The following is a 20,510-nucleotide window of genomic DNA, read 5'->3' on the forward strand; positions in this document are numbered from 1 at the left end:
TGGCGGAAATCCGACGCGACATTGAAGATCTCAGCGGTGCGGGATGCCGGCGATCATGCCGCCGTCGACGACGAACTCCGCGCCGCTCGTGAACGACGACGCATCGCTCGCAAGGAACACGATCGTTCCCGCCAGATCCTCCGGCTCACCGGGCCGCCCGAGTGGAATGTCGAGATGTGCAGGGTCGATCCTGGTCGTCATCGAGGTATTGATGAACCCCGGATGCACTGAGTTCACCCTGATCCCGAACGGTCCGAGCTCGACCGCGAGCGATGCCGCGAGTCCGCGCACCCCAAACTTCGCCGCCGTGTAGCCATGCAGACCTGCGCTACCGCGCATCCCCTCGACCGAGGAGATGTTGATGATCGATCCCTTGCCCTGCTGCTTCATGATCGGCACCACCGCGCGGCATCCGAAGAAGGTGCCGGTGAGGTTCACCGCGATCACCGCATTCCACTTCTCGGTGCTGAGATGCTCGATCGGCGCGGCATTCGCGATACCGGCGTTGTTGACCAGCACGTCGACGGCGCCGAAGGCCTGCACGGCAGCATCCACCGCGGCATCCCACTGCGCCTCATCCGTGACGTCCAACGACACGAACAACGCACGCTCACCCAACTCCGCTGCGAGCGCGCGCCCGGCATCCTCAAGGATGTCGGCGATCACGACCCTTCCACCGGCTGCATGCAGCGCGCGGACGTACGCCTCACCGATGCCACGGGCGCCGCCGGTGACCAGCGCAACCCTGCCATCGAGATCGTTCATGACGAGACCTGGATGACCACGCGGCCCACAGTCGCACCAGTCGCGAGCTTGGTGATCGCAGACGGTGCATCGTCGAACGCCACCACGCTGTCGATCACCGGCGCAATCTTGCCCGCCTCGAACAGTCGGACCAGCTCCTCGTGCGCTTCATCGACGAGGTGCGGCATGCGCTCCTGATAGAGACCCCAATACAGCCCGAGCACGGCATAGTTCTTCACCAGCGCATGGCTCACCGCGAGCTGCGGAATCTCACCGCTCGCGAAGCCGATCACGACGATGCGTCCCTCGAAGGCGACCACACGGGTGGAGGCTGCGAACGCGGCCCCTCCCACCGGGTCGAACACCACGTCAACGCCTCGGCCGCCCGTGATGCGCTTGACCTCGCCGACGATGTCATCGCTGCGCAGAATGACGTGCTCTGCTCCCGCGGCACGAGCAACCTCGGCCTTCACCTCGTTGCCCACCACGCCGATCACCCTTGCGCCTGCGGCGACACCGAGCTGCACGGTGGCAGCCCCCACTCCACCCGCCGCAGCATGCACGAGCAACCACTCGCCCGCTTGCAGCTTCGCCCGACGATGCAGTGCGAACCATGCCGTCTGGTACGCGACGTTCAGACCCGACGCCGCCTCGAAGTCGAAGCTGTCGGGGATGCGGTGCACGGCTGCTGCATCCACTGCCGCGTACTCGGCGAGGACGCCGATCTTCCCCGCGATGACCCTGTCACCGACCGCGTGCGTAGAGACGCCGACGCCCACGGCGACCACTGTCCCGCTGCACTCCACTCCGGGAATGAAGGGGAGATCCGGCTTCACCTGATATTCGCCGCGAGCGAGCAGCACATCCGGGAAGTTCGCCGCAACCGCCGCGACCCGAATGAGCACCTCGCTTTCGGCGGGTACCGGTGTCGGCACGCTCTGCTGCGTCAGCGCATCTGCGGGTTCACCGAGACTGGTGACCTGCCAGGCGCGCATGGACTGCGGAACTTCAGTGGTGGACGGCATCCGTTCTCCTCAGACTGGCGAGGAACAGGTCGGTGATCTGCTCGGCGATGAGCGTCTTGCCTTCCGGTCCCTCGGGTGAATACCAATGCGACAGGTAGTGCACGTCGCTGAAAAAGTGCGCGACGAGCAGGGCAACCGGGATGTCGTCGCGGAAGATTCCATCGCGTTGTCCGGCCTCGATGAGGGCCGCGAACTCGTCGTGATATCCGCGGCGGCGGCGCGTGACATCCTGCTGCCGGGGCGCCGAGAGCATGTTCATGCTGCGGAAGAAGACCGCCCCCTCGGCGATGTGATCGATCGAGGTCTCGAGCACGTCGATGCACGCCGCGCGCAACACCTCGTCTGTCGCCCCACCGCGCGCGATGATCTCGTCGAGATGCGCCTTCTGCAGCGACAGCAGCGAGTCGTAGATGCCGAAGAGCAGATCGTCCTTCGACTCGAAGTAGTGGTACATCGCGCCCTTGGTGACGCCGGCAGCCTCGACGATCTGCTGCACGCTCGTGTTCGCATACCCGCGGATGGCGAACAGCTCGACGGCGGCGCGGGTGACGTCTTCTGCGACGTGTGAATCCTTCATACCCTCATCCTCCCGTGAATCCCGATCGCGCGTCGGACCTGCGCGTCAGAGCCATCCATCAGAGTGGACGGATGCTGGCGCCGCCATCGATCGACACCGTCTGTCCCGTCATCCATCCAGCGTCGTCAGAGAGCAGAAAGGCGACGGGACCGGCCACGTCAGCGGGTTCGCCGAGGCGTGCGAGTGGATAGCCCGCCGCGACCTCGCCCTCGTGTCCTTCGTAAAGCGCTCGCGCGAACGCCGTCTTGATCACGGCAGGGGCGACGGCGTTGACGCGGATGCCGGGGGCGAGCTCGTAGGCGAGCTGCGCCGTGAGGTTGATGAGCGCCGCCTTGGATATGCCGTAGAACGCAATGCCGGGGCTCGCGCTCAGCCCAGCCACCGACGCGATGTTCACGACACTGCGGGTGAGACCGGCAGAAAGCGCGGCTCGAGTCCAGTCGAGGGCTGCGACCACATTGACCTCGAGGATCTTGCGCGCGGCATCCGCGTCTACGTCGATGATCGGTCCGTAGACGGGATTGATTCCGGTGTTGTTCACGAGGTGATCGAGACGGCCATGCTTCTCTGCGATATGCGCGAAGACAGCAGCGCGGTGATCGGCGTCGTCGGCGCGGCCAGCGACGGCGGATGCGGCGGACCCGAGCTCCGCGACGGCAGCATCGAGCGCCTCCTGCTTACGGCCAGTGATGATCACTGAGCCACCCTCGGCGACGATGCGCTGAGCGATGGCGAAGCCGATGCCGCGGCTCGCCCCGGTGATCAGTGAGACTGTGTCGTTAAAGCGTGCTGTGCCGTCGAATCGTGCTGCGGACATGGCGCCTCCTTGCGCGATCTACATACCGTCCAGTCGGTTTGAGCAACTGTAGCATGTGGTGCGTGCCACCCCGCGTCCTGAGGTGGCGCACATTGCCGTCTCGCCGGCCGCGAAGCGACCATGTGCGACCCCTCCCGGGCGCGAAGCGACCATGTGCGACCCCTCGCGGCCGCGAAGCGACCAGACGCGCTCAGCCCACGAGCGCACCCGCCAGGTACGTCGCCCGCACCACGGTCTCGGCCAGATCCTCCGCAGAAACAGTCACCGGGTCGCGGTCGACGACGATGAAGTCGGCGAACAGTCCCGGTGCGAGCGCGCCGATCTCGTGCTCGCTGAACAGCTGCCATGCCGCGTTCGTCGTCTGGCCCGCGAGCGCCTGGGCGCGAGTGACCGGCGTGCCACCAGGCATCCGGAACCCGCTGCGAGTGGTGCGCGACTCTGCGACCGCCATGTTGCGGAACGGCTCGTTCGGAGTGACCCAGCCGTCGTTGTGGAACGTGGCGCGGTGTCCAGCGGCGAATGCCGCACCGGCATCCGCCCAGGCTCCGCCGTGCGCGGCGCCGAACAGGTCGTCGACGAGCACCTCGCCCCAGTAGGTGATGTGGTCGACGAACAGGCTGACGGTCACACCAAGGGATGCTGCGCGCTCGAACTGCGCCGGAGTCATCGCGCCGCAGTGCTCAAGACGGAAACGATGGTCGGTCAACGCATGAGCGGTGATGATCTGCTCGTAGACGTCAAGCGTGGAGTCGACCGCAAGATCGCCGTGCGCGTGACAGGCGAGCTGCCATCCGCCCGCGGCATAGGGTTCGGCGATCGCGAGCAGTTGCTCTGACGTGTAGTTCGCGGTGCCGATGTGGTGCGGCTCAAGACCCAGACCGCGGGTTGCCTCGGTGTCGAGGTAGGGAAAGGATGTGGCGATGTTGCCGATCCAGGGGGAGCCGTCCGACCAGGTCTTCACCCCGGTCTGACGGAACACCGCATCGTCATCTCCGCGAGGTGCCGCCGTGCCACCTGGCCGCGACATCTCGTACCAGCGCAGCCGCACTGGCAGTGCACCCTTGGCATGCAGCGCCTGGACGAGCGGGTTGAGATCGGGGTTCCACGAAAGATCAGCGACCGTCGTTATGCCCCGACGAGCCAGGTCGCGCAGATGGGTGACGAGCAGCTCAGGCAGATGCTGCTGCGCGCTACCGAGCATCGGGGCGACGACCTGCTCGACCGCTGCTTCTTCGAAAGCGACGCCGGCGAGGCCGCCACTCGCGTCACGAGCGAAACGCGCGCCGGCCGGATCAGGAGTGCTGCCATCGATGCCAGCCGCACGAGCGGCCGCGCTGTTGAAGTAAGCCGAGTGTCCGGAGTTGTGGATCACGACGAGGGGAGTCTCACCGGCGAACTCATCGAGCCAGTGGATGTCCGGATCGGGGAGCCCACGCTGCAGCAGCGAGTCCCACCCGTTCGCGAAGACAGCCTGCCCGTCGGCGTCCGCGACGGCCTGCTTCAGCGCAGCGAGGACGCCGGCTGCATCCGGGATCACCACCGGACGGATGTCGACGACAAAGATCGAGAGCAGGATCGACGAGTAGGCGGGATGACCGTGCGGCTCGATGAGTCCGGGCATAACCCATCCGTCCAGGGCGACAGTCTCGGCATCCGGGAACCGATCTGTCATCTCGATCACCGTGCCGAGCGCGAGGATGCGTCCGCCTTCGACGGCCATCGCCTCTACGAGATCTGCACCTGCAGCGCCGGGCGCATCGACGTCGGTCGTGAGCGGACGGATGTGACCGGTGAAGACTGTCGTCATGCCGTCAGTCTGGCAGGCGCACCCCATGCGTAGCGAGATTCGTGGGCAGCGCGCTCGTGCGCAGCGCGCTCGGGGCAGCGTATGAGCGTCAGTCCGCGAAGATCTGTCCGACGGGACTGCGCTTCTCGTTCTGGAACGCATCCTCGCTGCGACCGTAGGCCCAGTATGCCGATACGGACATTGCCCGACGCTCGATGCCCCACTCGCTGTGCAGGTGGGCGCCGATGCGCTTGATCGACTCGCGCTCTCCGTGAGCGAAGATATCGACCTCGCCATCCGGGCGATCGAGAGCCACCACCGCTGCGACCAGCAGCTCGCCGTAGGGCGTCGCCACACCCGAAACTATCCGATGCAGCCACCGCACCTCGACAGCGGCGGGGTAGCTAAGCTCGATCTGCTCGCTCGCATCCGAGACCTCGATCAGTGCGATGCCACGCGCCGTCGACGGCAGCGCCTCAAGGGCAGCGGCAACGGCCGGGATCGCGGAATCATCCCCGACGAGCAGGTAGGTGACATCGCCCTCAGCCGGTGAGTACTGCGCGCCGGGACCCGAGAGCGCGACGAGGTCGCCGGGCTGCGCCTTCGCCGCCCAGGGCCCTGCGAGTCCTTCGTCTCCGTGCACGACGAAGTCCACCGCGATGGTCTTCGCGTCATAGTCGACCGAGCGCACCGTGTAAGTGCGGCGCACCGGAATGTCGGCGGGGTCGAGCTCGGTGCGCAGGGCATCGAGGTCGTACGGCGGCTGCAGACCCAACTCGGGCTTGGCGAACTGGAACTTCACGTACTTGTCGGTCTTCGCAAGCTTCTCGTCGCCAGCGTTCGTGACGAATGCATCAAACGCTCCCCCACCCAGGTGCACCCGGACAAGCTGAGGTGCGATCAGCTCGGTGCGGACGACTTCGAAGACCTGCTGCACACCACGCGGACGGCCACCGCCTTCGTGACCACCCGATGTCTGCTCTGCGCGCCCTGTCGTCATGCTTCGAGGTTAGGCCATCCTCACCCGAACCTCGAACCCGCGGGTCAGCCTTGGATTCGGTCCAGCGCCGCTTCCAGACGAGCCACCGTGCCATCGATATCCGCGAGCTTGTCCAGGCCGAAAAGCCCGAGGCGGAAGGTCGAGAAGCCCTCCGGTTCGTCGCAGTGCAGCGGAACTCCGGCAGCGATCTGCAGACCCTGCTCCTTGAACGCCGCACCAGACTTCAGCGCAGGGTCAGCCGTGTGAACGACCACGACGCCGGGAGCTGCGAATTCGGATGCCGCCACCGAGGTGAATCCACGCCCGGCCAGTAGTGACCGAACGCGAGTGCCGAGCTCGATCTGCGCCGTACGCAGTGCCTCGAACCCGCGCTCGCGGGTCGCGATCATGGCGGCGAGGTTGTGAGTGAGCGGATCAGTGGGCATGGTCGCGTGGTAGGCCGCTCGTCCGGCGCGATATTCGTCAGCGATCGTCAACCACTTGGCGAGGTCGATGGCGAAGCTCGTCGAGACTCTGGAGCGTGCGGCATCTGCCCCTGCCTCACTGAGCATCACGAACCCGGCGCACGGCGATCCGCTCCAGCCCTTCTGCGGAGCGCTGAGCAGCACATCGACTCCGAGTTCCTTCATGTCGACCCACATCGCACCCGAGGCGATGCAATCAAGTACGAGGAGAGCGCCGACTTCGTGCGCAGCATCCGCGAGGGCGCGTATGTAATCGTCGGGCAGGATCATGCCGGCGGCGGTCTCAACATGAGGCGCGAAGACGACTTCAGGGCGGCGAGCGCGGATGACTCCGGTGACCTGGTCGATCGGCGCTGGCGCCCACGTGGCCTGCAGGTCATCGGTGTCAGGGCGGGCCGCGAGCACCGTGACGTCATCGCTGATGCCGCCGACCTCAAGGATCTGCGACCACCGGAACGAGAACAGACCGTTGCGCACCACGAGAGTACGCCGTCCGCTGGCGAGCTGACGAGCGACCGCTTCCATCGCGTAAGTGCCGCCGCCGGGGACGATCGCCGAAGTGTGCGCGTTGTACGCCTCCTCGAGGATCTCGAGGGTCTGCTGCATGACACCGACGAAGCGGGCTGACATGTGGTTCAGGGAGCGGTCAGTGAAGACCACCGAATACTCAAGCAGGCCATCCGGGTCGACATCATCGTGCGGCAGGTGCGGCTGGGTCATCATGCGCCCAGCATGCCACAGGCCGCGATCACTCGACGGGGACGATCTCCTCCCATCAGCGCTCGTACGAAACCTCGCCGAGGGGAAGAGGAGTGGGGTTGCGCCCGACCCAGACCACGGCATACCGGGCCAGGGCTGCGACATCGTCTTCATACGGTCGGGCCGTGCGCACGCGCGCGGCCCGTTTCGCAGCATCCGCCAGATCTTCATCATCCAGCGGGATGCCGCGACGCAACAGCACGAGGAGTGTGTCGACCATCCGTCGGAAGTGGTCGTCCCAGTTGATGCCTCCGTTGCCGTCGAGCTCGTTGACCACGCGCCCAGTGATGCGGATCGCCTCGCCCTGTGCCGTGGCCGCCGCACCCATCGCCGGGATGAGGGAGTCGAACAGGGCACTGTGCTGTTCGACCCAGTCACCCTCGGGGAGCAGGATCGGTGACGTACCGTCATGGCGCTCAGGGGCGACGATGGGTTCCACGCCGAAGAGTTCGTAGAGGCGGTTCAGTGCAGCATCCGTTGTGGGCAGCGACTCCTCATTGAAGACTTCGCGGATGTCTTCGAAGTTTGCCGCGATTCGGCGCACGGACTCACGCATCCCATCGTCGACCGCGTCACCCGCCGCGAGCAGCAGTTCGGCGATCTCAGCCATTTCCTCGATCGCCGTGGTCGAGCACCGCTGCAGTCCGCGCGCGAGCGGCGTCTGCCCGTCGTCGTTCCGGGCAAGCGCGTCGGCTCCGGCATCCAGCAGAATCCGGACGTTGTGAGTGTGGAACGGGACTGCCTCGTGCAGGACCGTCATCCCGTTGCTGTCGCGGGCGGCGATATCAGCACCGAGCTCAAGGAGCAGCGCGACCTTGCCGTTCCAGGCTCCGGCGTGCGCGATCAGCGGCGTCGCATCCTTCTCATCACCTGCTTCAAGATCAGCGCCCTCCGCGATAAGCCACCGAATGACGTCCTCATCAGCATCCGCGTATCCGATCGCCGTCTGCCGGCGATATCCCCCGTAGGCGTCCAATGCGCTCTTGTCGAACACCTTCTGCACGGCCACCAGATCACCAGATCGAAGGATCTCATCGAAGTTCTTCGGGAGCGTTTTTCGCTTCGTGCGTGCCATGCGGCCAGCCTACGAAATGCCGGGCACTCCCGATCACATATTTGCGGGGCGGAGCCGGGCCCAAATTTGAGGTCTTGGCATGAGCATGACAGTGTGAAGAGCGGACCGAAGCTGTTTCTCAGCGGAGTCCACTCCCCCATGAACATGAACTCGCCAGCGTTTCACCCCTCGATCCGGGATGGTGAAACGCTCTGACTTCCCCCGGCTCGATTGAGCCGAGCACGTCAGCACGGGCCGCGCATATCGATGCGCGGTCGGGCAGGACGAGCCTGATTCGGTCGCCAAGCGTCGCCGAAGGAATCGAGCTCTGGCGCATCGCGCGCGACTCTCAGACTCTCGATCTGAACTCCTCGTACGCGTACGTCCTTTACGCCCGAGACTTCGCCGCAACGTGCCGCATCGCGCTTGTCGACGACCGCCCGGCCGGATTCGTTCTCGGCTACCGTCGCCCGGCCGACCCAGAATGCTTGTTCATCTGGCAGGTTGCCGTCGATGAGCGCTTCCGCGGTCTGGGACTGGCAGGACAGATGCTCGACGATCTGATCCACGACACTGCTGTGCACCCGCCGGTGCGCACCCTGCAGACGACGATCACCGACGACAACATCGCCTCACAACAGACTTTCCGAAGCCTCGCGCGCCGCTGGAGTGACGCGCCCGTCGTCGTCACCCCACTCTTCGAGAGCGCACACCTGAGCCTCGACAGCTCGGATGCCGCGTCCCACGACCCCGAACGGCTGTACGAGATCGGTCCGCCGATGTAGCCGCCACCATCCGCCCGTTCAGGGCGGCGTGCACTCCCCCGCACGTGACCCTCAAGGAGAAGAACCACAGCAGATGAATATCTTCACCCAGCTTGAATCCGAAGTTCGCAGCTATTCCCGCTCATGGCCGGTCGTGTTCGACCGAGCCGTCGGCAGCGCGATGTACGACGAAGACGGCAAGGAATACCTTGACTTCTTCACCGGCGCCGGGGCGTTGAACTACGGACACAACAATCCCGCGCTGAAGAAAGTCCTCCTCGACTATCTGGCCGATGACCGCATCGTGCACTCGCTCGATATGTTCACCTCGGCGCGGCGGGACTTTCTCGAGACCTTCAACGATGTGATCCTGAAGCCTCGCGATCTCGACTACAAGGTCGTCTTCCCTGGCCCGGGTGGAGCGAATGCCGTCGAGGCCGCGCTGAAGCTGGCACGCAAGGTCACCGGCCGTGAATCGGTCATCAACTTCACCAACGCCTTCCACGGCATGACGCTCGGCGCACTGTCGGTGACCGGAAACTCGCTCAAGCGCGGCGGCGCTGGCGTGCCGCTCGTGCATGCGACACCTATGCCGTTCGATGACTACTTCGATGGCGACTACCCGGACTTCTTCTACTTCGAGCGCTTGCTCGAAGACACCGGGAGCGGATTGAACGCTCCGGCCGCCGTGATCGTGGAGACCGTGCAGGGCGAGGGCGGCATCAACGTCGCGCGTGCGGAATGGCTGCGCGCGCTGGCAGCACTCTGCAAGAAGTACGACATGCTGCTGATCGTCGACGACATCCAGATGGGCTGCGGCCGCACCGGTGAGTTCTTCAGTTTCGAAGAAGCCGGCATCGTCCCCGACATCGTCTGCCTGTCGAAGTCGATCTCCGGTTACGGCATCCCGATGGCGCTCACGTTGATCAAGCCAGAGTTGGATGTCTGGCAGCCGGGTGAGCACAACGGCACCTTCCGTGGCATCAGCCCCGGCTTCGCGACCGCAGCCGAAGCACTGCGGCGCTACTGGACAGACCACACGCTGCGCGACTCCACCCTCACCAAGGGGGCACGTGTCGAAGGGTGGTTCAACACCTTCGTCGCGCGGTACCCGCAGCACGACCTCGTCGCCAAGGGCCGCGGTCTCGCGCGCGGTCTGCAGTTCCCGTCGGGTGACATGGCGGAGGCCGTCTGCCAAGCGGCGTTCACACGAGGCCTGCTCATGGAGACCTCCGGGCCCGAGGGCGAGGTCATGAAGATCCTTCCGGCGTTGACGATCACCGATGCCGAACTGGACCGCGGCCTCATGATCATCGATGAATCGATTCGCGCCGTGCTGGGCGAGCCCGATCCGGATGCCGCAGACCACACCCACCACATCGCCGAGAGCAAGGAGCACACCCCCGCATGATCGTCCGCACCATCGATGAGATCACCGACACCGACGCCGACATCAAGACCGAGAACTGGCGCAGCAAGCGCATTGTGCTCGCGAAGGAGCAAGTGGGCTTCTCAGTGCACGAGACCACGCTGTACGCGGGCACCGTGAACCAGTTCTGGTACGCGAACCACATCGAGGCGGTGTTCATCGTCGAGGGCGAGGGCGAGATCACCGACCTGGCGACCGGAGAGACCCACCAGCTCGCACCGGGGTCGCTGTACCTGCTGAACAACCACGACAAGCACGAAGTGCGGCCGCGCACGCAGATGCGCACGGTGTGCGTGTTCAACCCGCCCATCACGGGGCGCGAAGTGCACGACGAAAACGGCGTGTACCCGCTCGTCGCCGAGCCCGCCTGACCCGATCCGATCCCATCCGAACGACACCAGCACGAGAGACAGGAGAAGGACGCATGACCACCACAACGACCGCAGAGGATCTGTTCCCGACCCGGTTGACCCAGCCCTCCGACTTCATCACCCGCACCCAGCCGGCGGTGTGGGGATCTCCGGATGACGGACCGTTCACCGAAGCCGCACTGAACGCGCACGAGCAACGCGGCTTCTCGATCCTTGACGACTTCATCTCGCCGGATGAGGTCGCACTGTATTCCGGTGAGCTCGACAGGCTCGCCGCAGACACGGCGCTCCAGAACGACGACCGAATGATCACCGAACGCAGCACTGGCACCGTGCGTTCGGTCTTCGAGGTCGAGAAGCTGAGCCAGGTACTCGATGCCCTCGCCCGCAGCCCCAAGGTGCTCGACCGCGCACGGCAGATCGTCGGGTCTGAGGTTTACCTGCACCAAACGCGGGTCAACTACATGCCGAGCTTCACCGGCACAGGGTTCTATTGGCATTCGGACTTCGAGACCTGGCATGCCGAGGACGGCATGCCGATCCCTCGAGCCGTCAGCCTGTCGATCGCGCTGACGGACAACTATCCGTTCAACGGCGGACTGATGGTGATGCCGGGTTCGCATCGCACGTTTGTGCCGTCCGTGGGAGAAACCCCCGACAACAACCACGAGCAGTCGCTGCAGTCGCAGGAGGCAGGGGTACCCAGCCATGCGGCCATCACGGCAATGGCGGACAAGTACGGCATCGACCAGTTCACGGGAGCTGCAGGTTCCGCACTGTGGTTCGACTCGAACATCATGCACGGCTCGGGAAACAACATCACCCCGTACCCGCGCTCGAACGTATTCATGGTCTTCAACAGCGTCGAGAACACGCTCGTAGAGCCGTTCGCGGCGAAGACGGCCCGTCCTGGACACATCGCGAACCGCGATTTCTCCCCGCTGACGTGAGTCGGACAGCATGCGCACGCACCCCGTGCGCATGCTGTAGGGTCGTTCGCATGACAACTCGTTGGTATGCGTATTTTCAGTCGGCTCTGGAGGAGCCGTCGCTGATCTAGCGCACACCGACTCCTTCAGAGCTGACAAGCCAGAGCATTTTGCTCTGGCTTTCGCCGTTTCGGCGGGCTCTGCATCCGGGGTCCGCCTTCGCACAGAAGACAGGACCCAGGAATATGAACGACGCCGCCACCATCGATGCCACCGCCTTTGAAGTAACCGCCGACATACACGTCGCGCAGTTCACCACACTCCCCACTCCGGCCGATATCGCCGCTGAGCTTCCGATCGGCGAGGAGCGCGCCTCGCTCGTGTCCCGCACCCGCGCCGAGGTGCGCGCGATCATGGCTGGCGAGGATGACCGACTCCTCGTCATCGCCGGCCCGTGCTCGATTCACGACCCAGCCGCCGGCCTCGAGTACGCAGGTCGGCTCGTGCGCGAAGCCGAGCAGCACCGCGACGACCTGCTGATCGTGATGCGCACGTACTTCGAGAAGCCGCGGACCACGATCGGGTGGAAGGGCCTCATCAACGACCCGCACCTCGATGGCAGCCACGACATCGAGGCGGGGCTGCGCCTGGCGCGCGGGTTCCTGCGTGACGTCACCGCACTCGGGATGCCGTGTGGCACCGAGTTCCTCGAGCCGATCAGCCCGCAATACACCGCCGACCTCGTCACCTGGGGTGCCATCGGCGCGCGCACCACGGAGAGCCAGATCCACCGGCAGCTCGCATCCGGGCTATCGATGCCGATCGGATTCAAGAACGGCACCGATGGTGGGCTTCAGGTGGCGCTGGATGCTGCAGCCTCGGCATCCGCCCCGCAGGCGTTCCTCGGGATCGGCGCCGACGGTCGGGCAAGCCTGGTGGCCACGACGGGCAACCCGGACACCTCCGTCATCCTGCGTGGCGGAGCGGACGGCCCGAACTACGATGCCGAGACCGTGCTGAGCGCGTCGCAGCGCCTCTCAGCAGCAATGCTCACGTCACGCGTGATCATCGACGCCAGCCACGGCAACAGTCGCAAGGACCATGTGCGCCAGGCCGAAGTGGCTGCCGAGCTCGGTGAGCAGATCGCCACCGACGGTCAGGCAATCGCCGGCGTCATGTTGGAGAGCAACCTCGTCGCTGGCGCCCAGAAGCTCGATGTGTACGCCGGCCGTACGCGGCTTGTGCACGGACAGAGCGTGACGGATGCCTGCATGGGCTGGGATGCCACGGCTGTCGCCCTGGGTCAGCTCGCCGAGGGCGTGCGCCGGCGCCGGTCTGCCTGAGGGGTGTGGGCTCCCGCTGGGCCTCGCCGGGCTCAGGTGTTGCGTACGTTGAGCAGTTGCCAGCCCTCGGGCACTTTGGCGAGCAGCGCATCCATGTCATCGGCGTCGATCTGCTGAATCTGGTCACGGCGGGCGAATGTGCCGGTCGCCTTGAGCATGTCCGCACCCTTGATCATCGCGACAGGTGCGGAGATGAGGTCAAAGCCTTCTGGCTTCTGCAGAGCGAGCTGGGTCTGCACAGCGGCGAGATCTGCCGCCTCGACGTCAACAGACTGGGTTTCAACAGGACGCATCAGACCGATCAGCACTCTTCGATCCTACGTTGACCAGGCACGAAGCCTCGGCGCACGCCCCCACCTACGCACGCAGGTTTCGGTAGGCGCGTGCCGAGAGTGGCAAGAACACGAGCGTGATGACGAGCGGCCAGACCGCGGCCATGAGTAGCGCGTTGTCGGTGAACCAGCCCTCCGTTATGCCGGTCGGGTTGCCGAAGAGTTGCCTGGCCGCTGTCGCTGTAGCTGAGATCGGGTTCCATTCCGCAATCGCGCCGAGCCAGGCTGGCATCGTTTCGGGTGCGACAAAGACGTTTGACAGGAAACCGACCGGCCACACGAGCACTTGCACGGCCATCGTCGCGCCCGGGGAGCGGAAGGTGAGCCCGAGAAAGATGCCGACCCAGAGCAGGGCGAAGCGCAACCAGAGCAGCAACAGCACCGCAAGCAGTGCGGATCCGACGCTCGCATTGATCGTCCATCCGATCAGCAGCCCGCCGCCGATGAGAACGGCGAGACTCACAACTGAGGTCGCCATGTCTGCGCCGGCCCGCCCAAGTGAGACTGCCGCGCTACCGATAGGTAGAGAGCGAAAGCGGTCGGTGATGCCCTTCGCGGCATCCGTCGTCATGGCCAGCATCGTGCCCTCGAGCCCGAACATCATCGTGAGTGTGAGTACGCCCGGTAGTAAGAAGGGAATGTAGGAGCCGCCACCAGGCACCGCTATCGCGCCACCGAACAGGAACGCAAACATCAGCAGCAGCATCACGCTGAATGCGATGCCGAAGATCGGTGTGGCGGGCTGTCTCGCCCAGTGCGCGAACTCGCGCTGGGTGAGGATCCAGCCCTCGCGCAGGGTATTAGAGCGTGCGCGGCCCATGTCTGTGGTGAGTTGGGTCATGCCGTGGCCTCCTGGGTTGAATCATTTTCGCTGGGATCTGCGGCTGCTCCGGCTGTGCGGGGTGCGCCCGTGAGTGTGAGGAACACTTCGTCGAGCGTGGGCAGCCGGCGTACGGTCTCGACGACTTCGCCACCCACCCGGCGCTTGAGCTCCTCCGGCGTGCCCTCGGCGATGACGCGCCCGTTGTCCATGATCGAGATGCGCTCGGCGAGCTGGTCGGCCTCGTCAAGGTATTGAGTGGTGAGTAACACCGTGGTTCCTGCTCCGGCCGCGTGGCGCACCGTCTCCCACACCTCGTTTCGCCCGCGGGGGTCGAGACCGGTCGTCGGTTCATCGAGGAACAGCACAGCGGGGCGCAGGATCAGGCTTGCCGCGATGTCGAGACGACGTCGCATTCCACCCGAGTAGCCCGCGACCGGGCGGTGCGCCGCATCCGTAAGCCCGAAGGTTTCGATCAGCTCATCGGCTCTGGTTTGCGCCGCCCGGGTGCGGAGCCCGGAGAGCCGACCAAACATGACGAGGTTCTGCCGGCCGCCGAGTACCTCGTCAAGTGCCGAACTTTGGCCAACGAGGCCGATACGTTCGCGCACGCGGGCGGGCGCGGTGCGCACATCGTGGCCGTCAATGGTCGCGCTGCCGTCGTCGAGATCGACCAGGGTGCACAGCGCGCGCACTGCAGTGGACTTCCCCGCGCCGTTTGGGCCGAGTAGACCGTGGATCGTTCCGGATTCGACCCTGAGATCGAAACCGTCGAGTGCCAACGCTGCGCCATAGCGCTTACGCAGGCCGCTCGCTTCGAGTGAATATTTGAGGGACACGTTCCTCCTAGATCGATCATTCGTCTTTACTTCGTACGCTGTACAAAGTTACTGAGATTGATTAGCGTACACCATACGGAGAAAGTAGGCTAGAGGGATGAACGACGATGATGCGGAGCTCGACGAGAACTCCCGAGTGGCGGATCGCACGCTCGCGCTGCTGTGGCGTCATCAGATCGGCGAGCCGCAGGGAGCCCGTGGCCCCAAGCAGAAGACCAGCGTCGATGAAGTCGTCAAGACTGCTATCGCACTGGCCGACGAGGAGGGTCTAGAGGCCGTGTCGATGCGTCGCGTCGCCGACATGCTCGGGCTCGGCGCGATGTCGCTCTACACCTATGTTCCAGGCAAGACCGAGCTGATTGAGCTCATGTTCGACTCGGTTGCCGCTGAAACGCCGCTCGATCCCCACGCGGGCCTGGTTCGGGCTCGCCTCGAGAACATCGCACGCCAGCAGTGGGCAGAGTTCGGCCGCCATCCCTGGCTGTTGCAGGTCGACTCGAGCAGGCCACCACTCGGCCCAGGAATCTCGGATCGCTACGAGTGGCAACTCGCTGCGGTCGATGGACTTGGACTCAGCGACCTCGAGATGGATCAGGCGCTCACCCTGCTGGTCTCCTTCGTCGCGGGCCCCGCGCGCGCGGCCCGTGACGCTCAGCGCACGAAAGAATCATCGGGTATGAGTGACCGCGAGTGGTGGGAGATCAACGCACCACTGCTCGAAAAGGTGATGGACGGCAGTCGTTTTCCGCTTTCCGGCCGCGTTGGCCAGAACGTCGGCGAACTCTACAACGGCGCGTCGGCTCCCACGCTGAGCTTTGAGTTCGGCCTCGCTCGCGTGCTCGACGGCATCGAGCAGCTCATCGCTTCGAAATAGAGGATGCTTCGCGGTTCGCTCCTGCGAGAGTCGCCTCGTGCTCATGCAGGACAAGGTCGAGCAGTCCAGGAAAACGGCGGTTAAGTTCCTCACGGCGCAACCAGTTTCGGTGACGGGTACCGTCCACCTCTTGCTTGATCACCCCGGCCTCACGGAGCACCCGCCAGTGCCTCGTCAGCGCGGACTTCGATACTCCGAAGTCCGATCCGCTGCACGCTGTTCCGGGCTCTTGAGCAATGTAGTAGACGATCGCACGACGGACCGGGTCGGTCAGCGCAAACATCGCCTGAAACAGGTCCAGCTCACTTTCGGCGGGGATTTCGAGTGGGTGCGACAAGCGACTTGCCACGATCCTCTTCCTTACGTTCCGGCCCGTACCTTATGTACGCGTTTGCATGTACATAAGGTACGGTGATGTACATACTGATGTGTACATCATGTCATGTCCGACGCCGCGGCAGTGGCGCGTGCTCAATGAAGGAAAGTGAGAGATTATGACGACCATTGGTTTGATCGGGAGCGGCAACATCGGCAGTGGTGTCGCTCGCTTGGCCATCGCGGCGGGCTACGAAGTGGTCCTAAGCAACAGCCGTGGCCCCGAGACCCTCGCGGGCCTTGTCGCCGATCTCGGATCGCGTGCTCGAGCGGCGACTCCGGCGGAAGCTGCTACGGCTGGCGACATCGTCATCGTGTCCATCCCATTGGCCGCCTACCCGCACGTGCCCGTCGCCGAACTACAGGGCAAGACGGTCATCGATACGAATAACTACTATCCCGATCGCGACGGCCACTACCCGGCGCTCGACGACGAATCAACGACGACGGCCGAGTTGCTGCAGGCGCATCTGCCGGAGTCGCGCGTGGTCAAGGCCTTCAACAGCATCTACTTCCCCCATCTCACTGGCCTAGCCCGACCGTCAGGAGACCCGGAGCGCTCCGTCCTTCCCATTGCCGGAGACGACCAGGCAGCAAAAGAGACCGTCACAGAATTTCTTGACGCAATCGGGTACGACACCCTGGACGCGGGCGTCCTATCGGAGGGATGGCGTTTTCAGCGGGACACTCCCGCGTACACGCGTCCATACTTTGGTTCGACAGACCCGAACGTCGGTCGTCCGGTCTCACGCGACGAGCTAGCTGCGCGACTGGCTGAGGCTAAGCGGTACCGCGACCTCTGAAACGCCATCGGGCTGGGGGTCTGCAAGACCCCCAGCCCGTCCGGTTGCTTCAGCGGCTCAGTGCTTGCCGCCCTTCTTGCCCGAGCCCAGTGGCACGTCGTCGAATGACATGTCCGAGGCGAAGTAGAACGACGGGTAAGCCGGCTGATTGTACGCCGTCTGCTGGCGCGCGATCTCGGCCCGATACTGCACGTCCTGCATGAGGGTGTACAGCTTGTGTGTCGTGACCTCGGTCGACAGGTAGACGCGCAGCGCGCTCGAGTCGGCCGTGCGCACGACCAGCTCTTCACGCCAGTCCCCGAGCACATCGGCCACGAGCGAGGGGTTTCCCTTCGTCCCGTTGTTGGTGCGGGTGTCGGATGCTGTGAGCACCGTGCCGTCGGTCCAGTCATCGATCGTTGGCGTGACCTCGAGGGCGCCGTTCACGAGCTGCGTCGTCAGGTCGCCGGACCACCGAATCGACATGTTGGTGCCGGGGTTCGTGGGCGACACGATCTCGCCGGTCGCCGACAGCAGGCCGGATGCGTCGGTGCCCGCGGGCATGCTCGACCAGACCTCGACACCCGGCACGTCGCTGCGGACGTCGCCGATCATGCCGCGACCGGTGTCGCGGCCCGAGTAGGCGCCGAAGATCACTTCGCCCGTCGCCGCATCGCGCAACGCAGTGCCGAACGGCGCCCAGGCGCCGCCCTCGTGCACCGTGAAGATCTCAAGACCGGGGCGGTTCGGGTCGATGTCGGCGACGTGCATCGCATCACCGTGGCCGAGCCGGGCCACGGCGCCGGGGTCGCCGCTGCCTTCGGGCATCACGTCGGACGATGAGTACAGCAGGCCGCCGTCGTCGTCGATCGTCGCCGAACCGTAGACGATCTCCTGTTTGCCGTCGTCGTCGACATCGGCTGCGCTCAGGCTATGGAAGCCCTGCGTGGTGATCGTGCCATAGACCGGATCGGTGCCGTCGCGGCCGTGCGGACCGTCGTTGAACGGGTTCGACATCGGCACGTGGCCACTGTCGACGAGCCAGCGCTGGCTCAGCTTCTTGCCGTTCCAGTCATACGTCGCGATCGTCGAGCGTGTGTAATAGCCGCGGGCAAAGACGGCGGAAGGGTGCTCGCCGTCGAGGTAGGCGACGCCCGACAGGAAGCGGTCGACGCGGTTGCCGGGCTCGATACGCGACATCGCGTAGTCTCCCCACAGCAGACCGTCGTCACCGCGTCCCGGCTCGTAGGTCACGGTCTGCAGCTCCTTGCCGGTAGCGCTATCGAACACCGTGAGGTACTCGGGACCGTCGACGATGAAGCCTTCGAAGGCTCGTAGCGCATTGCGCGCCGAGCGCGACGGCGCATAGACATCGATGAAGTAATCGGTGAGCTCCTCCGCGCTCTCGCGCGACAGCGGGTACTCGTGTGTCACCTCGGTGCCCCATGCCTCTTCGAGCGTGGCGGGCCACTGGCCTGAGACGACCTCTTCGCGCGCGGACCAGCCGAGGAACGTCTCGACGAGGTGCGCGTAATAGTCGTCTGCGCTCATCCGGTAGTCATCCTCGTGCGCGTACCCGGCCTTGCGGTCGGCCTTCGGCAGCGTGATGTATGACTCCTTTTTGACCGAGCCATTCGCGCCGTACTGCACCGACTTCGTGCCCGGCGCGGTCTTGAGGATCGTTTCGCTGCGGCCGTCACCATCGAAGTCGTACACGAGGAACTGCGTGTAGTGGGCACCGGCGCGGATGTTGACGCCCAGATCGATACGGTTGAGTAGCGTGCCGTCGAGCTCATACGTGTCGAGGAACACCGGGCCGGTGTAGCCGACCTGCGAGACGTCCTTCGCGTTGGAGGGGTCCCACTTGACGATGTACTCGTACTCGCCGTCCCCGTCGACGTCGCCGACCGACGCGTCGTTGGCGGAGTACGTGTAGGTCTCGCCGGTCGGCGTGACGCCGTCGGCGGGCTTGGTCAGCGGGATGTCGAGATACGACTGGTCGAGTGGCGTAACCTTGTCGCTCTTCTTGCCGGTGCGCCCCTTGACTACTGGGGCCACGCGGTACGTGGCGTCTGCCGAGCCCGCGGCATCCACATAGTTCGTGCTGTCGGTGACGGTCGCGATCTTGCGGTCATCTCGGTACACGACGAAGTCGGTGCCGGTCAGCCCGGTCTCGCTCGCACCGGTCGCTTCGGCTTTCAGCAGTCGCCAGCTGAGGAAGATTCCGGATGCCGTGTCGACGGCGACCAGACCTCGATCGAGGTCTTCGATCTGAGGGCTGGCGGACGTACCGCCGTGACCATGGCCATTCCCCTGACTTGAGGATCCGGCCTGTGCGGCTTGCGCCGGCAGGATCAGAGTGGTTGCCAAAGCCGCGACCAGTACGGTCGTTCGTAGGGGGGTTTTCATTCGCTTCACCTTTGATCGCTGAACGTTGGAATACGCTTTCCCCAGTCACCGCCTTCGAGACTAGGAGGACGCGTCGCGTCGTGTCAACGGTTTCTCTGAATCGTGTCAAAAGTGTCGCGCCTGTCCCGGCGAGAACACGGGTGGGTATCGGTACTCAGTCTCCGGACGCCGCCGCATCCCGCAGGACCCGGTAGCGGAGGTGAACCTCGCTGGCGAATGCGGACGTCTCCATGCGTTCGAGGCGAAGCTGACGCTCCAGGCCTGCGAAGAGAGGGATCCCTTCGCCCAGCACGACCGGCACGACATGCAGCCGGATTTCGTCCACAAGCCCAAGAGAGAGGCACTGCCTCGCGACGCGGCCCCCCAAAAGGCTCACCCACTTCTCACCGGCGTCGCGCCGCGCACGCCGCACGGCCTCTTCGATATCGTCCACGACGAAAATGAACCTGGTCCCGTCTTGCTCGACCGCCTCTTGCTCACGGTGCGTCATCAAGTACACCGGCACCTGCAGGAATCCGCCGTACGGGATCTCCCCCTCCTCGATGGTCTGAGTCTTGTTCGCGCCCCCGACGATGGATCCAATGTCGGAGCAGATCGTTGCCACGATCTGCTCGTCCTCGGGGGCGACGGGAAATCCATTCATCCAGTCCATTCCTCCGTCGGGATCCGCCATGAACCCATCGACCGACACCGTGGCGTGGATCATCACCTTTGACATGCTCTACCCCTTCGTTAAAGTGAGTCACACGACTCGCCATAACGAAAACGTATCCTTCCCTTTAACGTGAGTCGCTCGCGGAGATCGCCAGACAAGCTGGTGTGTCGAAGGCCACGCTGTTCAAGCAGTTCCCCACAAAGGCGGAGCTGTTCGAAGCGACCGTGCTCTCGGCCGGGAGCGTGCCGGGCACCGAACAGGTCGCTCCAGATCCTGAGGACTTCCTCGGCGGCGCTCAAAGACTTCCTCATCGCTGCATTGGACGCAGGGACTGTCGACTTCGACGATGCGGAGGCCATCGA

General features: G+C 64.7%; 21 protein-coding genes. 7 read left to right on the top strand and 14 right to left on the bottom strand.

Features of this window, described 5'->3' with window-relative positions; all coding sequences use genetic code 11:
- Positions 1-30: 30 nt before the first annotated feature.
- From AC1C2Q_RS09405 to AC1C2Q_RS09440, 8 genes are all read right to left on the bottom strand, one after another.
- A complete protein-coding gene (locus tag AC1C2Q_RS09405; RefSeq protein WP_495449890.1) occupies positions 31-765 on the bottom strand; it encodes a glucose 1-dehydrogenase in 735 nt (244 codons plus the stop codon).
- A complete protein-coding gene (locus AC1C2Q_RS09410; RefSeq protein WP_495449891.1) occupies positions 762-1,769 on the bottom strand; it encodes an NADPH:quinone oxidoreductase family protein in 1,008 nt (335 codons plus the stop codon). Before AC1C2Q_RS09410 ends, AC1C2Q_RS09405 begins: the two co-directional genes overlap by 4 nt.
- Positions 1,753-2,346, bottom strand: coding sequence for a TetR/AcrR family transcriptional regulator (locus tag AC1C2Q_RS09415; RefSeq protein ID WP_495449892.1), 594 nt, complete (start codon positions 2,344-2,346; stop codon positions 1,753-1,755). Before AC1C2Q_RS09415 ends, AC1C2Q_RS09410 begins: the two co-directional genes overlap by 17 nt.
- A gap of 58 nt (positions 2,347-2,404) precedes the next feature.
- Positions 2,405-3,163 (bottom strand): SDR family oxidoreductase, encoded by a 759-nt coding sequence (locus AC1C2Q_RS09420; protein ID WP_495430833.1) that lies wholly within the window; start codon positions 3,161-3,163, stop codon positions 2,405-2,407.
- A gap of 190 nt (positions 3,164-3,353) precedes the next feature.
- Positions 3,354-4,970 (bottom strand): amidohydrolase, encoded by a 1,617-nt coding sequence (locus AC1C2Q_RS09425; protein WP_495449893.1) that lies wholly within the window; start codon positions 4,968-4,970, stop codon positions 3,354-3,356.
- 88 nt (positions 4,971-5,058) lie between these two features.
- Positions 5,059-5,949, bottom strand: coding sequence for a siderophore-interacting protein (locus AC1C2Q_RS09430; protein ID WP_495449894.1), 891 nt, complete (start codon positions 5,947-5,949; stop codon positions 5,059-5,061).
- A 44-nt stretch (positions 5,950-5,993) separates the two neighbouring features.
- Positions 5,994-7,136, bottom strand: a complete 1,143-nt coding sequence (locus AC1C2Q_RS09435; RefSeq protein ID WP_495449895.1) for an aminotransferase class V-fold PLP-dependent enzyme — start codon at positions 7,134-7,136, stop codon at positions 5,994-5,996.
- A gap of 52 nt (positions 7,137-7,188) precedes the next feature.
- Positions 7,189-8,247 (bottom strand): ankyrin repeat domain-containing protein, encoded by a 1,059-nt coding sequence (locus AC1C2Q_RS09440; RefSeq protein WP_495449896.1) that lies wholly within the window; start codon positions 8,245-8,247, stop codon positions 7,189-7,191.
- 314 nt (positions 8,248-8,561) lie between these two features.
- Here AC1C2Q_RS09440 and ectA point away from each other — a divergent pair, with 314 nt between their 5' ends.
- The 5 genes from ectA (at position 8,562) to AC1C2Q_RS09465 (ending at position 13,062) form a co-directional block, all read left to right on the top strand.
- Positions 8,562-9,011, top strand: coding sequence for a diaminobutyrate acetyltransferase (gene ectA / locus AC1C2Q_RS09445; RefSeq protein ID WP_495450565.1), 450 nt, complete (start codon positions 8,562-8,564; stop codon positions 9,009-9,011).
- A 73-nt stretch (positions 9,012-9,084) separates the two neighbouring features.
- Positions 9,085-10,401, top strand: a complete 1,317-nt coding sequence (ectB, locus tag AC1C2Q_RS09450) for a diaminobutyrate--2-oxoglutarate transaminase (protein ID WP_495449897.1) — start codon at positions 9,085-9,087, stop codon at positions 10,399-10,401.
- Positions 10,398-10,790, top strand: coding sequence for an ectoine synthase (locus AC1C2Q_RS09455; RefSeq protein ID WP_495430839.1), 393 nt, complete (start codon positions 10,398-10,400; stop codon positions 10,788-10,790). The genes ectB and AC1C2Q_RS09455 overlap by 4 nt, the downstream gene beginning before the upstream one ends.
- A 53-nt stretch (positions 10,791-10,843) precedes the next feature.
- Positions 10,844-11,740, top strand: a complete 897-nt coding sequence (gene thpD / locus AC1C2Q_RS09460; RefSeq protein WP_495449898.1) for an ectoine hydroxylase — start codon at positions 10,844-10,846, stop codon at positions 11,738-11,740.
- Between the two features lie 224 nt (positions 11,741-11,964).
- Positions 11,965-13,062: a 3-deoxy-7-phosphoheptulonate synthase gene (locus AC1C2Q_RS09465; protein WP_495449899.1), complete on the top strand. Its 1,098-nt coding sequence runs from the start codon at positions 11,965-11,967 to the stop codon at positions 13,060-13,062.
- Positions 13,063-13,094: 32 nt separating this feature from the next.
- Here the strand turns inward: AC1C2Q_RS09465 and AC1C2Q_RS09470 are convergent, their stop codons facing one another.
- The 3 genes from AC1C2Q_RS09470 to AC1C2Q_RS09480 are packed head-to-tail and all read right to left on the bottom strand — an operon-like array spanning position 13,095 to position 15,053.
- Complete coding sequence (locus AC1C2Q_RS09470) at positions 13,095-13,370, bottom strand: hypothetical protein (protein WP_495430842.1); 276 nt, start codon at positions 13,368-13,370, stop codon at positions 13,095-13,097.
- A gap of 49 nt (positions 13,371-13,419) precedes the next feature.
- Positions 13,420-14,235, bottom strand: coding sequence for an ABC transporter permease (locus tag AC1C2Q_RS09475; protein ID WP_495430843.1), 816 nt, complete (start codon positions 14,233-14,235; stop codon positions 13,420-13,422).
- Complete coding sequence (locus AC1C2Q_RS09480) at positions 14,232-15,053, bottom strand: ABC transporter ATP-binding protein (protein WP_495430844.1); 822 nt, start codon at positions 15,051-15,053, stop codon at positions 14,232-14,234. The genes AC1C2Q_RS09475 and AC1C2Q_RS09480 overlap by 4 nt, the downstream gene beginning before the upstream one ends.
- A 97-nt stretch (positions 15,054-15,150) precedes the next feature.
- Here AC1C2Q_RS09480 and AC1C2Q_RS09485 point away from each other — a divergent pair, with 97 nt between their 5' ends.
- Entirely contained in the window at positions 15,151-15,927 is a 777-nt protein-coding gene (locus AC1C2Q_RS09485) for a TetR/AcrR family transcriptional regulator (RefSeq protein ID WP_495430845.1), read from the top strand.
- Here the strand turns inward: AC1C2Q_RS09485 and AC1C2Q_RS09490 are convergent.
- A complete protein-coding gene (locus tag AC1C2Q_RS09490; protein WP_495430846.1) occupies positions 15,911-16,276 on the bottom strand; it encodes an ArsR/SmtB family transcription factor in 366 nt (121 codons plus the stop codon). The genes AC1C2Q_RS09485 and AC1C2Q_RS09490 overlap by 17 nt on opposite strands.
- A gap of 145 nt (positions 16,277-16,421) precedes the next feature.
- On the opposite strand from AC1C2Q_RS09490, the gene AC1C2Q_RS09495 reads away from it, so the two are divergent.
- Entirely contained in the window at positions 16,422-17,105 is a 684-nt protein-coding gene (locus AC1C2Q_RS09495; protein ID WP_495449900.1) for an NADPH-dependent F420 reductase, read from the top strand.
- Between the two features lie 57 nt (positions 17,106-17,162).
- On the opposite strand, the gene AC1C2Q_RS09500 is transcribed toward AC1C2Q_RS09495, so the two are convergent.
- Complete coding sequence (locus tag AC1C2Q_RS09500; RefSeq protein WP_495449901.1) at positions 17,163-19,493, bottom strand: rhamnogalacturonan lyase; 2,331 nt, start codon at positions 19,491-19,493, stop codon at positions 17,163-17,165.
- Between the two features lie 154 nt (positions 19,494-19,647).
- Positions 19,648-20,211: a dihydrofolate reductase family protein gene (locus tag AC1C2Q_RS09505; protein WP_495449902.1), complete on the bottom strand. Its 564-nt coding sequence runs from the start codon at positions 20,209-20,211 to the stop codon at positions 19,648-19,650.
- Positions 20,212-20,510 lie beyond the last annotated feature (299 nt).

It is taken from the genome of Microbacterium sp. Y356, assembly GCF_059445355.1.